The sequence below is a fragment of the Cellulomonas terrae genome (assembly GCF_007990265.1).
Taxonomy (GTDB): domain Bacteria; phylum Actinomycetota; class Actinomycetes; order Actinomycetales; family Cellulomonadaceae; genus Cellulomonas; species Cellulomonas terrae.
Map to the genome: position 1 here is coordinate 129,079 of NZ_BJWH01000007.1, position 14,981 is coordinate 144,059.

Annotated in this window: 14 protein-coding genes; 8 read left to right on the plus strand and 6 right to left on the minus strand. The window is 72.2% G+C overall.

Going from position 1 to position 14,981, the window contains the following annotated elements:
• The first annotated feature begins 3 nt into the window (after nt 1–3).
• From CTE05_RS08985 to CTE05_RS08995, 3 genes are read left to right on the plus strand one after another with little or no spacing between them, the layout of a single operon-like run.
• Nucleotides 4–687 (plus strand): class I SAM-dependent DNA methyltransferase, encoded by a 684-nt coding sequence (locus CTE05_RS08985; protein ID WP_146845784.1) that lies wholly within the window; start codon nt 4–6, stop codon nt 685–687.
• Nucleotides 684–1,613: an aldo/keto reductase gene (locus tag CTE05_RS08990; RefSeq protein ID WP_146845785.1), complete on the plus strand. Its 930-nt coding sequence runs from the start codon at nt 684–686 to the stop codon at nt 1,611–1,613. Before CTE05_RS08985 ends, CTE05_RS08990 begins: the two co-directional genes overlap by 4 nt.
• Nucleotides 1,614–1,666: 53 nt before the next feature.
• Entirely contained in the window at nt 1,667–2,071 is a 405-nt protein-coding gene (locus tag CTE05_RS08995) for a VOC family protein (protein ID WP_146845786.1), read from the plus strand.
• Here the strand turns inward: CTE05_RS08995 and CTE05_RS09000 are convergent.
• From CTE05_RS09000 to CTE05_RS20730, 3 genes are read right to left on the minus strand one after another with little or no spacing between them, the layout of a single operon-like run.
• Complete coding sequence (locus CTE05_RS09000) at nt 2,068–2,943, minus strand: ferredoxin family protein (RefSeq protein ID WP_146845787.1); 876 nt, start codon at nt 2,941–2,943, stop codon at nt 2,068–2,070. The genes CTE05_RS08995 and CTE05_RS09000 overlap by 4 nt on opposite strands.
• Nucleotides 2,940–4,181, minus strand: a complete 1,242-nt coding sequence (locus CTE05_RS09005; RefSeq protein WP_222595445.1) for a cupin domain-containing protein — start codon at nt 4,179–4,181, stop codon at nt 2,940–2,942. Before CTE05_RS09005 ends, CTE05_RS09000 begins: the two co-directional genes overlap by 4 nt.
• Complete coding sequence (locus CTE05_RS20730) at nt 4,181–4,426, minus strand: BatC protein (RefSeq protein ID WP_146845788.1); 246 nt, start codon at nt 4,424–4,426, stop codon at nt 4,181–4,183. The genes CTE05_RS09005 and CTE05_RS20730 overlap by 1 nt, the downstream gene beginning before the upstream one ends.
• A 126-nt stretch (nt 4,427–4,552) precedes the next feature.
• Between CTE05_RS20730 and CTE05_RS09015 the strand changes: the two genes are divergently transcribed.
• From CTE05_RS09015 to CTE05_RS09025, 3 genes are read left to right on the plus strand one after another with little or no spacing between them, the layout of a single operon-like run.
• The gene (locus CTE05_RS09015) at nt 4,553–4,894 is read left to right on the plus strand and encodes an ArsR/SmtB family transcription factor (RefSeq protein WP_246123446.1); all 342 of its coding nucleotides are present in this window, start codon (nt 4,553–4,555) and stop codon (nt 4,892–4,894) included.
• Complete coding sequence (locus CTE05_RS09020) at nt 4,881–5,354, plus strand: SRPBCC domain-containing protein (protein WP_146845790.1); 474 nt, start codon at nt 4,881–4,883, stop codon at nt 5,352–5,354. The genes CTE05_RS09015 and CTE05_RS09020 overlap by 14 nt, the downstream gene beginning before the upstream one ends.
• Nucleotides 5,351–5,800, plus strand: a complete 450-nt coding sequence (locus tag CTE05_RS09025; RefSeq protein ID WP_146845791.1) for an SRPBCC family protein — start codon at nt 5,351–5,353, stop codon at nt 5,798–5,800. Before CTE05_RS09020 ends, CTE05_RS09025 begins: the two co-directional genes overlap by 4 nt.
• A gap of 64 nt (nt 5,801–5,864) precedes the next feature.
• Here CTE05_RS09025 and CTE05_RS09030 read toward each other — a convergent pair whose 3' ends face one another.
• On the minus strand, nt 5,865–8,180 hold the full coding sequence (locus CTE05_RS09030) for a MucBP domain-containing protein (protein WP_146845792.1): 2,316 nt from the start codon (nt 8,178–8,180) through the stop codon (nt 5,865–5,867).
• A gap of 121 nt (nt 8,181–8,301) precedes the next feature.
• Here CTE05_RS09030 and CTE05_RS09035 point away from each other — a divergent pair, with 121 nt between their 5' ends.
• On the plus strand, nt 8,302–9,576 hold the full coding sequence (locus CTE05_RS09035) for a GntR family transcriptional regulator (RefSeq protein ID WP_146845793.1): 1,275 nt from the start codon (nt 8,302–8,304) through the stop codon (nt 9,574–9,576).
• A 3-nt stretch (nt 9,577–9,579) separates the two neighbouring features.
• Here the strand turns inward: CTE05_RS09035 and CTE05_RS09040 are convergent, their stop codons facing one another.
• Nucleotides 9,580–9,924, minus strand: a complete 345-nt coding sequence (locus tag CTE05_RS09040) for an iron chaperone (protein ID WP_146845794.1) — start codon at nt 9,922–9,924, stop codon at nt 9,580–9,582.
• A 1-nt stretch (nt 9,925) separates the two neighbouring features.
• Nucleotides 9,926–10,216, minus strand: a complete 291-nt coding sequence (locus CTE05_RS09045; protein ID WP_146845795.1) for a DUF4287 domain-containing protein — start codon at nt 10,214–10,216, stop codon at nt 9,926–9,928.
• A gap of 231 nt (nt 10,217–10,447) precedes the next feature.
• On the opposite strand from CTE05_RS09045, the gene CTE05_RS09050 reads away from it, so the two are divergent.
• The gene (locus CTE05_RS09050) at nt 10,448–14,911 is read left to right on the plus strand and encodes a CARDB domain-containing protein (RefSeq protein ID WP_186814803.1); all 4,464 of its coding nucleotides are present in this window, start codon (nt 10,448–10,450) and stop codon (nt 14,909–14,911) included.
• Nucleotides 14,912–14,981: the final 70 nt, after the last annotated feature.

Here is a 14,981-nt window from a genome sequence, read left to right on the forward strand (position 1 = left end):
GCGATGAGCCTCGACGCGACCCGCGCCACGTACGACACGGTCGCCGTCGACTACGCCCGGATCGTCACGGGCCTGGACGCCGAGGGGCCGCTGGACCGGGCGATGCTCGCCGACTTCGCGGACCGCGTCGACGGCCCCGTCGCGGACGTCGGCTGCGGGACCGGCCGACTGACCGCCTACCTGTCCGACCACGGCATCGACGCCGTCGGCATCGACCTCTCGCCCGGGATGATCGCGGTCGCGCGGCACACGTACCCGACGCTGCGCTTCGAGGTCGGGTCGATGGCCGCGCTCGACCTGCCCGACGGCGCCGTGGCGGGGGTGCTCGCGTGGTACTCGATCATCCACACGCCGCCCGAGGGCCTGCCGGCGGTCGTCACCGAGCTGCGTCGCGTCCTCGCACCGGGCGGGCACCTGCTGCTCGGGTTCCAGGCGGGCGCCGACGAGCACCGGTCGCTGACCCACGCGTACGGCCACGACGTGCGGTGCGACGCGTGGCTGCACGACCCCGACACGGTGGCTGCACTGCTGGAGGCCGCCGGGTTCGTCGTCGACGCGCGTCTGGTCCGCGAGCCGTCGGGCCGCGAGCGCCGACCGCAGGCCAGCCTGCTCGCGTCGCTGCCGGGTGCGGCGACGGACGATCCGGCACAGGCTGGGCTGACCGCACCGAGAGGACCCCTGCTGTGAAGACGTTCACCCTGCCCGGTACCGACATCGTCGTCCCCAACGTGGTGCTCGGGCTGATGCGCATCGCCGAGAAGTCCGACGACGAGATCCGCACGCTGGTCGGCGCGGCGCGCGACGCCGGGATCACGATGATCGACCACGCCGACATCTACGGCGGGGCGATGCACGTGTGCGAGCGCCGGTACGCCGAGGCGATGCGGCTGACGCCGGCCGACCGGGCGGAGGTCGTCATCCAGTCGAAGTGCGGCATCGTGCCGCCCGACGGCTTCGACTTCTCCTACGAGCACATCGTCCGGCAGGTCGAGGGCTCCCTGGCCGCGCTGGGCACCGACCACCTCGACGTCCTGCTGCTCCACCGCCCGGACGCGCTGGTGGAGCCGGAGGAGGTCGCGCGGGCGTTCGACGAGCTGGAGGCCGCGGGCAAGGTGCGCGCGTTCGGCGTCTCGAACCAGACCCCCGGGCAGATCGACCTGCTGAAGAAGTTCGTGCGCCAGCCGATCGTGGCCAACCAGCTGCAGCTGTCGATCACGCACTCGTCGATCATCGCCCGCGGGGTCGCCGCCAACATGCAGGCGGAGGACCAGTCGATCGACCGTGACGGCGGCATCCTCGACTACTGCCGGCTGCACGACATCACCGTCCAGGCGTGGTCGCCGTTCCAGGCGGGGTTCTTCACCGGCGTGTTCCTCGGCTCGCCCGACCACCCGGAGCTCAACGCGGTGATCGACCGGCTGGCGGCGAAGTACGAGGTCCCGCCCATCGCGATCGCGACCGCGTGGATCACCCGTCACCCCGCGCAGATGCAGGTGGTCCTGGGCACGACGAGCCCCGCCCGGGTGACGGGTGCTGCGCAGGGCTCGGACATCCCGCTGACGCGACCGGAGTGGTACGAGCTGTTCCGCACAGCGGGCCACATCGTCCCGTAACCGGTCAGGATCGAAGAAGCGACGCCCGTGGACCGCTCCCTAGGGTCGGTCCCATGACGATCTCACTCCAGTACACCAACATCACCGTCAGCGACGTCGACGAGGCGCTCGCCTTCTACCGGGACGCCCTCGGACTCGACGTCCAGCAGGACGTGTCCGCCGGCGGCCACCGCTGGGTCACCCTCGGCACCGACGCGCAGCCCGGGCTCGGCATCGTCCTGTCCGACCCGCACGCCGGCCGGTCGCAGGCCGACGGTGACGTCATCGCCGAGCTGCTCGCCAAGGGCGTCCTGCCGATGCTCGTGTTCGCCTCCGACGACGTCGACGCGACCTTCGCGACCGTGCAGGCGTCCGGCGCCGAGGTGCTCCAGGAGCCGACCGACCAGGGCTGGGGCCCGCGCGACTGTGCGTTCCGGGACCCGTCGGGCAACACGGTCCGCATCTCGCAGGCGTCCTAGCGCTCCATCCCGCCGAGCGCCCACTGCCGCACGGGCAGCGCCTGCGTGGCGGTGCAGGTGGACAGCAGGGGGGCCGACGACGTCTCGACCAGCCCGACCGTCACCGGCCCGTCGGGCGCGTCGAGCCGGACCGACGAGCCGTCGGCGGTGCGGTGCTCGCCCAGCGGCGGGAACGCGTCGAGGTGGTCGTCGCCGAGCGCAGCCCGCGCGAAGTGCTGCGCGGCCTGGACCGGGTGGGAGTAGGCGCTGCGGCCGCGCAGGAACCGCGGCTCCACGCGCCCGTCCAGGTAGGCGTCGGCCACGGTGACGGCGTCGCCGTCGTCGACCCAGCCGTAGTACAGACCGTGCGGGAGCAGCACCATCGTCCCGGCGAACCGGTCGCCGCCCAGGTGCGAGCACTCCCAGGTCTCCTCGGGGTACGCGGACGCCAGCCGGGCGGCGACCGCCCTCCCGCGGACCGCGCAGCACCGGTCGTGGCGGCCGTGGGCGCAGACGGCGAAGACCGGTCGGTCCGACGGCTCCCCCGCGGAGCCGTCGAGCGGCACGTCGAGCAGGTCGGAGGTCCGGTCGACGTTCCCCCACCGGATCGACTCCCGGCCCGGACGGGAGTCGACGAGCGCCCACCGGGTGCCGACCTGGGTGGTGCGGCGCCCGGGGCGGCGGACGGCGAGCGGCCGGATCCCGGCGGCCTCGATGCGGTGCACCAGCGCGCGGCCGAGGGTCTGGTCGAACGGCGGGTCGAGCAGTGCGTGCCGGCCCCAGGCCGCCTGGTTCTCGACGAGGAACCAGCGGTCTCCGTGGGAGCCGGTGCCGACGAGGGAGTCGTCGCGGTCGCGGGCACCGTCGCTGCAGGGCACCCACTCCTCGGTCACGGCGACGTCACCACCACACCCTCGCGCAGCAGGCGGCGCACGACGACGAGCGCGCTGGCCAGGTCGAGCCCGGGGAGCGAGCCGACGGTGACCGGGTCGCCGGTGCGGAGCACGTGCAGGGCCGGCGCCGCCTCGACGGGCAGGGAGAGCACCGTGCCGCGGGCGGTCAGCCGGACGCGGTCGCCGGCGGTGTCGATGCGGCCGCCGAACGACGGGCGCCAGCGGACGGTCGTGTGCTCGCTCAGCGCGGTGATCGCGCTGAGCGTCGCCAAGGGTGCGACCGGTTCCGGACGGGTGTCGCGGTCGAACCGGGCGCCGAGGCGTCGTGCGGCCAGCCCGACCGGGTCCTGCTCGGAGGTGAGTGCGGCGACGAGGTCGGTGACGGTCGCCTCGACGATCGGGCGCAGCCGGTCGGGGTCGCTGACGTCGATCCCCATCGGCAGCGACGCCCGCAGGGCGGCCGAGTCGCCGACCAGGCTCAGGAGCGTGTCGACGACGTCGGCCCGGGTGTACGCGGAGATCCCGACGGTCAGGTGGATGGAGGTGTCGCCGAGGGCGGTCGCCGAGTGGATCCAGCCGCGCGGAAGGTAGAGGGCGTCACCCGGACGCAGGACCCGGTCGATGACGGGGGTGCCCCGACCTGCCTCAGCGACCGCCGCGCGGTGGTCGGTCCAGACCTGGTCCTTCAGCGGGTCCGGGTGCACGGGTGCGTGGATCACCCAGTGCTTCTCGCCGGACACCTGCAGGACGAACACGTCGTGGGTGTCGTAGTGCGGCGAGAAGCCCTGCGACGACGGCGGCGTGACGTACGCGTTGACCTGCGCGGGGTGGCCCAGCTCCTCGACGAGCTCGCGCGTGAAGTCGACCAATGGCGGCCACAGCCGGTGCAGGCCCTGCAGGACGATCGTCGCGCCCGCCGCGAACTCCGCCAGGACCTTGTCGCTCGACACCTGGTCGGACACCTCGGCGCCGAACCCGCCCGACGCGGTGTAGCGGGCGGGTGCCAGGACGTCGCCCTCGTGCGCGAGGCGGACGAAGGGCGTGCGCAGGGCGCGGCGGCCGACGAGCTCGTCGACGGCGGCCGCGGAGAACAGGTCCGCGAAGTCGTCGTTCGCGGGGGAGAGCAGAGCCGCGCGCCCCCAGAACTCGTCGGCGAACTGCTCGCCGGGGATGCCGATGCAGCGGGAGAGCGCGGACCGCAGGACCGGTCCGCGCTCTGCCAGGACGTTCTCGGGCACTACGCCGAGCCGTCCGCCCCGCCGTCGTGACCAGCGGGGTTCGCTCCACCGTCGGCCGGTCCCTCGCCCGCGGAACCGTCGGCGCCCCCGTCGTGCCCGGCGGGGTTGGCGCCGCCGTCCGCGGGGCCCTCGCCGGCCGACCCGTCGGCGCCGCCGTCGTGGCCGCCCGGGTTGGCGCCGCCGTCTGCCACACCTTCCCCTGCGGGTGCCGGCTCGGTGGTGATGTCGTCGTCGTTGATGCTCATGGACACTCCCCTCGTCTCGCAGCCGTGCGGCGGCGTCGCCGCCTTCGCGAGCGTATGCGCTTGACGACCCGACCGCCGCAGGAGCATTCTTCAACCAACAGGTTGCACAACCGAGAGGTTTCACAGGTGGATCCGCTGAGTGCGACGTTCGCCGCCCTCGCGGACCCCACGCGTCGAGCCATCCTCGCCCGGCTGGCCGACGGCGAGGCGACCGTGGCCGAGCTCGCGGAACCGTTCGACATGACGACGCAGGCCGTCTCCAAGCACCTGCGGGTGCTCGAGGAGGCAGGGCTGATCACGCGGGGCAGGCGCGCACAGTGGCGGCCGAGCCGGCTCCGTGAGGACGCGCTGGACGACGCCACCGACTGGCTCGAGCACCACCGGGCGGCGTTCCGGCGGAGCTTCGACGCCCTGGACCGCGAGATCGCCGCGCTGCGGCGGGAGGAGGACCGCGATGGGTTCCACTGAGCTGATCGTCGAGCCGGGGCGGCAGGACGTCGTCGTCGTGCACGACTTCGACGTGCCGCCCGAGGTGGCGTTCCGTGCCTACACCGACCCCGCGCTGATGCCGCGGTGGAAGGGGTCGGACCGGTTCACCGTCGTCGTCGACGAGCACGATCTGCGCGTCGGCGGCCGCTGGCGGCTGGTGATGACCCGTTCCGACGGCGTCGAGTACCCGATGCGGGGGGTGTTCCACGAGGTCAGCGCACCGCACCGGCTCGTGTCGACCTTCGAGTTCGAGCCCGGTGGTCCGGGCGCCCTCCAGCTGCTCGTCGAGACGTTCGAGCCCACGCCGGGCGGGTGCCGGCTGACGTCGGTGTCGCTGTTCGCCTCCGTCGAGGACCGTGACCGGTGGATCCCGTCCGGCGGGTTCGAGTCCGGGACGCGCGCCTCGATGGAGGCGCTGGACCGGGAGCTGGCGTCATGACCGACCTCGAGGTGCGGCGGGCGTTCGACGCCCCGGCGAGCGCCCTGTGGGCGGCGTGGACCGACTCCGACGTCCTGCGTCGGTGGTGGGGGCCGCAGGGGTTCACCTGCCCGGCCGCGCGGATGGACGTGCGGGTGGGCGGCGTCTCGCTCGTCGCCATGCGGACGCCCGACGGGGTCGACCTGTGGAACACGTGGACCTACACGCGCATCGACGACGGAGAGCGCCTGGAGTTCCGCAACGGCTTCAGCGACGCCGACGGCGGTTCCTACGACCCCCAGGACCTCGGCTTCCCACCGGGTATCCCGCGCGAGGTGCCGCACGTCGTGACCGTGCGCGACGGGCTCCTCACCGTGGTCGAGCGCGGCTACGCCGACGAGCAGACCGCGGCGCTGTCCCGGCAGGGCCTGGAGTCGTCGCTGGACAAGCTCGCCGCGACGTTCTGACCGTCGGCAACGGGAACGCCCCACCGAGCGTCTCGGCGGGGCGTTCCCGGTCGTGCCGTCGAGGTCAGCCCTCCTCGACGGAGTTCCGACGGCGCAGGGCCACGAGGGCTGCTCCGGCGACGGCGAGCCCGGCCGCGAGGGCGGCGACCACGCCGGCGTCCGACCCGGTGTGGGCGAGCGAGCCTGCGGCGGCGGGCCGCGCGTCCGGGGTGGCGAGGACCTGCGAGACGACCTCCGGCTCCGGCGTGACCGGGACGACCGGGGCGGCGGGGGTGGCCGGCGGGGTCACCGGGACGACCGGGTCCTTCGTGTAGACGTACACGACCTCGACGCTCCCGACCATCTCGCCGCTCGCGTTCGCCGGGACGGCGGTCAGGGTGTAGCCGGGGATCTCGAGCGGGGCGGTCGAGTAGGCGTCGTGCTCGACGCCGTCGCGGTGCGTGGCCTCGGCGAGCGGGTTGCCGGCGGTGTCGACGAACCGCACCGTCAGCTCGGCCGGGACCGGAGCGACGACCTTCGAGTACACGTAGGTGACCGTGGTCGTGATGGCGGTGAGCTCACCGCCGGCGTTGCCGGGAGTCACGACGAGCACGTAGCCGTCGAACGCCTTGGCCTCCGTCGTGTAGCTGTCGCCGACCAGGCCGGTGTGGTCGAGCCGGTCGCTGAGGTCGGTGCCGGCCTCGTCGACCCAGCGCACGACGAGGTCGGCCGGTGCGGGTGCGACGGGGTCCTTCGTGTACACGTACACGACCTCGATGGTGCCCTCGACCAGGGTGCCGTCGGCGTTCTGGGGGTCGGTGGTGAGCGTGTACCCGTCGATGGTCTTCGCGTGGGTGGTGTACCTGTCGCCCGGGGTCCCGGGCGTGTGCTCGGTGCCGGCGACCTCGTGGCCGTCCTCGTCCACGTACCGCACGACCAGGTCGCCGACCTTGGGCGCGGGGACCGGGCGGTAGACGTAGACGACCTCGGTCGTGCCCTCGCCGAGGGTCCCGGCCGCGTTCGCCGGCACCGCCACGAGCTCGTAGTCGGGGATGACCCGGGCGGTCGTGTCGTACATGTCCCCGACCGTGCCGTCGGACACGTCGGACGGGGCGAGCTCCTTGCCGGCCTCGTCGACGTAGCGGACGACCAGGTCCGCCGGGGCGGGTGCCGGGTCCGTGAACGTGACGGTGGTCGAGTCGGGCGAGTCGAGGCCCCTGCGGACGGTGATGTTGGACGGGCCGTTGGTGTAGCTGCCCGCGGTGTGGGACGTGACGTTCAGCGAGATCGTCAGGGCGTTGTCGCCGGCCGCGAGGTCACCGTCCGAGACGGTGATCGCTGCCGCGCCGGGGTCGGCGACCACGGTGGCGGTGCCGTCCACGACGACGTCCGGGTCCGCTGCGACGACCAGGCCGGCGGGCAGGGAGTCGGTGAACGACCAGCCCTTCTTGTTCGCGAGCTCGGCGGTGTTGGTCACGGTGAACGTCAGCCGCACCGAGTCGCCCGTCGTCGCCTCGGACTGCCCGAACTGCTTGTCGAGCTGCGGGGTGACGTCGAGGACCTTGATGTCGTCGAACGCCCCGTCGTTGCCCAGGTGGGCGGACGTCAGGTTCCGGATGACGATGCCGAACTCGCCACCGTCGTAGAGGAACGACTTGTCGGACGCGTACTGGCCGGCGTAGACGTCCGCGTTGGCGGCGCCCTTGATCTGGGTCACGGCGACCTTCGCGCCGCGGCCGTCCGTCAGGGGGTCGATGGGCGCGTTGTTCAGGGTGGTCTCGGTGCCGTCCTGGGACACGGAGAACATGAGCTGCGGGTTCTCGCGCTGCGGTGCCGTGGCGCTCTTGGCGTTGGTGGCGGCCGCGGTCATGGAGAACGCGAGGAACCGGCCCGCCGAGTCCGCGAGCTGGATGTCCTCGGTGGTGGCGAACATGACCTGGTTGCCGGCCGGCGGGGTGCCCTTGTCCTGGGTGTACGCCGAGATGACCGAGTTGGTCCTCGGGGCCGTCGTCCCGTTGACCTTGCCGATCGCCTCCGAGAGCTGGCGGAGGGTGTCGAACGCGGCGTCCTCGGAGCCGTTCTGCGAGCCCGTGGCGTCGGAGGCGGCCTTCGTGTTGTTCCAGGACAGGATCATGCCGTTGGCCTTCACGGCGTTCATCCAGTACGGGTCGGCCGTGTACGAGCGACCGTCCACCCCCTTGTAGGTCGCCAGCAGGCTGCGCAGGCCCGTGTCGGGAGCCTTCTCGAAGTCCTCGTGGAAGACGACGCGTCCGGCGTCGGGGGTGCCGGGGTGGCCGGGGGTGGCGTGCGCCGCTCCGGCGCCGGAGAAGATGATGGCCGAGGTGGTCAGGACCGCCAGCGAGGCGAACCAGCGGGCGCTGCGACCTGTGCGGATGGACATCGGAAGCTCCTTGTCGACGGGCTGTCTGGGCTGATGGATCAAATGTATTTCAGCAACCAGAACCACAAACAGGGACCAACGTCCTGTTGTTCACGACCGATCGACCAGGTTCACTGAGCACGTGCCCATCCCCTCCACGCCGCTGGACCTCGGTGGCCGTCCCGCCCGTGCGGAGGCCTACGACGTCCTCCTGGCCGAGATCGTCACGGGACGTCTCGCGCCCGGCGCCCGCCTCGACGACGCCGACCTGCTGACGCTGACCAGCGGGTCCCGGGCGCCGCTGCGCGAGGCGCTCAACCGGCTCGCCGACGTCTGGCTGGTCGAGGTCGTGCCCCGCCGGTCCACGCGCGTCGCGCCCCTCGACCTGCGACGGACGCGGGAGTGCGCCGACGTGCTCGCCGCCGTCGTCGAACGCGCGATGAGGGAGTCGGTCGCCACGCTGACCGAGCGGGACCGGCGAGATCTGCAGCGCCTGCGCACGGCCTCGTTGTCCGACGCGGTCGACACCCGGGCGGCCATGGCGCACGCCACGCTCGGCCGCGCGGTCGCCGCGCCCTTCCTCCGCGCTGCGGGGAACGCCGAGTACGTGCGGCTCGAGGCCAGGGTGCGGCCCACGATCGAGCGGCACGTCGCCGTGCGCGTCGCGCTCCTCGATCCCGAGGCCTGGCGTGCGCGGTTGGCGGAGGTGGTCGACGCGGCGTTGGACGGCGACGCGGACGGTGCGGTGGCAGCGTGGCGCGAGCACGTCGAGCACTCGTCGCACTCGCTCCCGGGAGGTGAGGACCGGGATCCGGTCGCGCCGGTCGCCCCGACCCTGCGCGAGAGGGCCAGTCTCGTCATCCAGGACGCCATCATCGACGGCACGCTGGTGCCCGGCGAGGTGCTGCGCGAGTCCGATCTCATGGCGTGGTTGGGCATCTCCCGCACCCCGGTGCGGGAGGCCCTGACGACGCTGGCCGACCGAGGGCTCGTGGTCCAGGCCCACCACCGGCCCGCGACCGTCGCCACCCTCGACGAGGAGAGCTCCCGGGAGTCCTTCCGTGCACTCGGCGTGCTCCGCCTGCTGGCCCTCGACCGCGGCCTGGCGACGCGGCCGGACGAGCTCGCGGCGGAGCTGGAGCAGGCGCTCGCGGCGTGGGAGAACGCCAGGAGCGCGGACGATCGGCTCGCTGCCGCCGACCAGACCTCCGCGGTGCTCGAGCGCACGAGCGGGAGCACCGTGCTGCAGGAGCTGACGTCCACCGTGAACGCGCGGGTGCGCTGGCACGCGGTGCACCGGCTGGGCCTGCCGGGAGCGGACGACCCGGTGTGGCTGCGGTCGCTGGTGCGTGCGGTGGAGGGCAGACGGGCGCACGACGTGCGGGCGCTCGTGGCGGACGTCTACGGCCTCGAGTAGCCCTCAGCGGTCCTCGTGCATCCGGCGCAGCGCGACGGCGATGCGTTCGACGAGGTCGGTCGGCACGGGGTCGCGGTACAGGAGCTTCACCGTGTCCTTCGCCGCCCGGTACGGAGCGACCTCGGCCTCCAGCGCCGGTTCCAGCGGCGCGACGGGATAGAGGCCGACGTGCTTCTTCCAGCCCGCGAAGTGCAGCGCGTACCGGTCGCCCAGCATGAACGCGGGCATGTCGTACCGGATCCGCTCCTCCGCGCCCGGAAGCGCGCGTCGCAGCGCCGCGGCGACCTCGGTCAGGATCGGCCGGACGTCGTCGGGGAACGTCGCGATGTAGTCGTCGGTGGCGTTCACGTCAGACCGGCTTCGTCGCCTTGCCGTCGAGCCACAGCGTGTCGGACTCGTCGCGGTGCACTCCGTCCGTGCCGACGTGCTTGGTGCTGATCGTGGGCCCCTTCGAGATCACGTGCCACAGGGCCATGGCGTGCCCGCGGCCGAGGCCGTAGTCGTCCGCCAGCCAGGTCACGACCCCCGCCGCCTTGGCGCCGGGCGCGTCGAGGCCCTTCTCGTGCGCGATCGCCACGAGCTCCCTCGGGGTGAGGCCGGTCCTGTCCTCGATGGTGTCCAAGTAAGCCTGGAACGACATGGGCGTCTCCTCTCGTCGTGACGAAACCTAGCGTGACCCGGTGACAGCCGCTCTTGACGGGGTGTGCGGGATGTTCGTAATGTCGCACCTCACTACTGCAAGAATTCGACAAAGTCACTGCACAAAGCCGTGCAGCCGGTCGCGATGAACCGCACTCATCACGCCGTCCGCTCTCCGCACACCCCTCACGGGGTCGACTCCTGCAACGACGCAGGGAGAACGAGGACGTCCATGAGAACTCGGTTGAAGCGCGCGATCGTGGCCGGTGCCACCGTCGCGCTCGTCGCGCCCCTGGGCATCGCGCTCGTGGCACAGGGGGCGTCCGCCGCTCCCGTGCTGCTCTCCGCGGGCAAGCCCGCCACCGCCAGCAGCTCGAACCAGACCTACGTCGCCGGCAACGTCACCGATGGGAACCAGGCCAGCTACTGGGAGTCGGCCAACAACGCGTTCCCGCAGTGGGTCCAGGTGGACCTCGGCGTCGCCGCGACCGTCACCGACGTCACCCTGAAGATCCCCGGCGGCTGGGGTGCCCGCACCGAGACCGTCACGCTCCAGGGCTCGACCGACGGGTCCACCTTCACGACGCTCAAGGCGTCCGCCTCCTACACGTTCACCGGCGGCAACACCGTCGCCGTGGACGTGACCGACACCACCGCCCGCTACGTCCGCGCCGCGGTCAGCGCGAACACCGGCTGGCCCGCCGCGCAGCTGTCCGAGGTCGAGGTCTACGGGAACTCGTCGACACCCCCGGTCGACCCGCCCGCGGGCAGCAACCTCGCGCAGGGTCGCCCGGTCACCGCGACCTCCGTGCAGCAGACCTACGTCGCCGCCAACGCGGTCGACGGCTCCACCGCCACCTACTGGGAGGGTGCGCCGGGTGCCTACCCGTCGAACCTCACGGTGTCGCTGGCCGCGCAGTCCACGCTGACCGGCGTCGTCGTCAAGCTCAACCCCGACGCCGCGTGGGGGAACCGGACGCAGACGTTCGCCGTCGAGGGCCGCACGGGGAGCGGCTCGTGGAGCGCGCTCAAGGCGTCGGCGGCCTACGCGTTCAGCCCGTCGTCCGGCAACACCGTGACGATCCCGGTCACCGGGTCCGCGACCGACGTCCGGCTCGTGTTCACCGCGAACACCGGCTCGTCGAACGCCCAGGTGGCCGAGCTCCAGGTGTTCGGCAGCACCACGCCCGTCCCGACGAGCCCCGACCTCCAGGTCGCGCTGACGACGAACCCGATCACGGTGACGCCGACCCAGGCCATCTCCGTCGGCGCCACGGTGCGGAACTCCGGGACCGCCGGCTCGGCCGCCACCACCGCCGTCGTCGCGATCAGTGGGACCACCGTCGGCACGGTGAACGTCCCGGCGCTCGCGGCCGGCGCGCAGACCACGATCAGCGTCACCGCGGGCACCCGGGCCACCGGCAACTACCCGCTCACGGTCACGGTCGACCCGGCGAACACCGTCGCCGAGTCCGACGAGACCAACAACGCGGCGTCCGGCTCGGTCGTCGTGTCCTCCGGACCTGAGCCCACCGCGGCCGATCTGCAGGTCAGCCTCACGGGTACGTCGCCCGGGAGCCCGACCCCGACGGACGTCATCACGGTCACGGGCACCGCGCGCAACACCGGCACGGCCGGGTCGGCCGCGACGACGGTCGCGCTCACCCTGAACGGCACCGCCGTCGGGACGGCGAACGTCGGGGCGCTCGCCGCCGGCGCGCAGCAGAACGTCTCGATCAGCATCGGCACCCGCGCCGCCGGGACCTACACGCTGGTCGCTTCCGTGGACCCGACGAACACCGTCGCCGAGTCGAACGAGAGCAACAACAGCGCCACGGCGTCCCTCGTGGTGAGCACGCCGGGTGGCACGGGAGAGGACCTCGCCGCCGGACGGCCCGCGACCGCGTCGTCGACCGAGTTCTCGTTCGTCGCCGGCAACGCGGTCGACGCCGACCCGAACACGTACTGGGAGGGCGCCGGCGGTGCCTACCCGAGCTGGCTCGCGGTGAACCTGGCGTCGCAGTCGACCCTCCAGCAGGTGGTCGTCGGCGTCCCGCCGGTCGCCGCCTGGGGTGCGCGGACGCAGACCTTCTCGATCGAGGGCCGCGTCGGCACCGGCGCGTGGACGTCCCTGAAGGCGTCGGCGGCGTACGCGTTCGCCCCCGCGTCGGGCAACAAGGTGACGATCCCGGTCAGCGGCTCGGCCACGGACGTCCGCCTCGTCTTCACCGGCAACACCGGTGCGGGCAACGGGCAGGTCTCCGTGCTCCAGGTCGTCGGCCTGCCGGCACCCAACCCGGACCTCACAGTCACCGCGGTGACGGCCAGCCCGGCGTCGCCCGTCGAGACGGCCGCGATCACGCTCTCCGCGACCGTCCGGAACGGCGGCACCCTGGCGTCGGCGGCGACCACGGTGGACCTCACGGTCGACGGCACTCGCGTCGACTCCGTGGCCGTCCCCGCGCTCGCAGCCGGCCAGTCCACGACCGTCTCGAAGGCCATCGGCACGCGGCCCGCCGGGTCGTACACGATCGGCGCGGTCGTCGACCCCGCCAACACCGTCGTCGAGCAGAACGAGGCCAACAACGGCTTCAGCAACCCGACGAAGGTCGTCGTGACCGAGGCGCCCGGCCCGGACCTGCAGGTCCTCGCCATCGCGTCGAACCCGGCCAACCCGGCGGTCGGGTCCTCGGTGTCGTTCACCGTCACCGTGAAGAACCGCGGGTCGTCGGCCGCCGCAGCGAGCACCACGCGGCTCGTCGTCGGCAGCACGACGCTGAACGGCGCGACGGGTTCTCTTGCCTCCGGCGCGACCTCCACGGTCGCCATCGGCGGCACCTGGACCGCCGCCACCGGTGGGGCCACGCTGACCGCCACGGCCGACGCGACGAACGCCGTCGCGGAGACCAACGAGAACAACAACACGCTCGCGCAGGCGATCGTCGTCGGGCGCGGTGCCGCGGTGCCGTACACGTCGTACGAGGCCGAGGCCGGCACCTACACGGGCACCCTCCTCGAGGCCGACGCGGTGCGGACGTTCGGGCACACCAACTTCGGCACCGAGTCCTCGGGCCGCAGGTCGGTGCGCCTCACCAGCCAGGGGCAGTACGTGCAGCTCACGTCCACCGGCGCGACCAACTCGATCGTCGTGCGGAACTCCATCCCGGACGCCGCGGGCGGCGGCGGTCAGGACGCGACCATCAGCCTGTACGCGAACGGGACCTTCGTGCAGAAGGTGACCCTGTCGTCGCGCCACAGCTGGCTGTACGGGACCACCGACCAGCCCGAGGGCCTCACCAACACCCCGGGCGGCGACGCTCGCCGGCTGTTCGACGAGTCGCACGCGCTGCTCGCGCAGTCCTACCCGGCGGGCACGGTGTTCCGGCTGCAGCGCGACGCGGGCGACTCGGCGGCGTTCTACGTCATCGACTCCGTCGACCTGGAGCAGGTGGCGCCGCCGCTGTCCAAGCCTGCGGAGTGCACCTCGATCACTGCCTACGGCGCGGTGCCGAACGATGGGCTCGACGACACGGCCGCGATCCAGGCGGCCGTGACGGCGGACCAGAACGGCCAGATCAGCTGCGTCTGGATCCCGCAGGGGCAGTGGCGCCAGGAGAAGAAGATCCTCACCGACGACCCGCTCAACCGCGGGACGTACAACCAGGTGGGCATCTCGAACGTGACGATCCGCGGTGCGGGCATGTGGCACTCACAGCTCTACTCGCTGATCGAGCCGCAGGACGCGAACACCCTCAACCACCCGCACGAGGGCAACTTCGGGTTCGACATCGACAAGGCCGTCCAGATCTCCGACATCGCGATCTTCGGCTCCGGCCGGATCCGTGGCGGCGACGGGAACGACGAGGGCGGCGTCGGGCTCAACGGCCGGTTCGGCACGGGCACGAAGATCAGCAACGTGTGGATCGAGCACGCCAACGTGGGTGTCTGGGTGGGCCGGGACTACGACAACATCCCCGAGCTGTGGGGACCCGCCGACGGCCTGGAGCTCACGGGCATGCGCATCCGGAACACCTACGCCGACGGGATCAACTTCTCCAACGGCACCAGGAGCTCGCGGGTGTTCAACTCGTCGTTCCGCACCACCGGTGACGACGCGCTGGCCATCTGGTCCAACCCGTACGTCAAGGACCGGACCGCCGACAACGCCCGCGACAACCACTTCGTGAACAACACGATCCAGCTGCCGTGGCGCGCGAACGGGATCGCGATCTACGGCGGCTCCAACCAGTCGATCGAGAACAACCTCGTCTACGACACCATGAACTACCCGGGCATCATGCTGGCGACCGACCACAGCCCCCTGCCGTTCGGCGGGACCACGCTGATCGCCAACAACGGCCTGTACCGCACCGGCGGGGCGTTCTGGAACGAGGACCAGGAGTTCGGGGCCATCACCATCTTCCCGAGCACCCTGGACATCACCGGCGTCACGATCCGGGACACCGACATCGACGACTCCACCTACGACGGCATCCAGTTCAAGAACGGCGGCGGCGTCGTGCCGGACGTCCGGATCGCGAACGTGCGGATCACGAACAGCCGCAACGGAGCCGGCATCCTGGCGATGAGCGGGATCCGCGGCAACGCGATCCTGAGCAACGTGACGCTCTCGGGGAACGCGAACGGCAACATCGTCACGCAACCGGGCTCCCAGTTCGTGATCACGGGCGGCTGACCCGGCCGAGCCCGACATGAGTGGCGCCACGACCCGTCGTCACGTCACTCATGTCGGGTTCGGCGCCAGG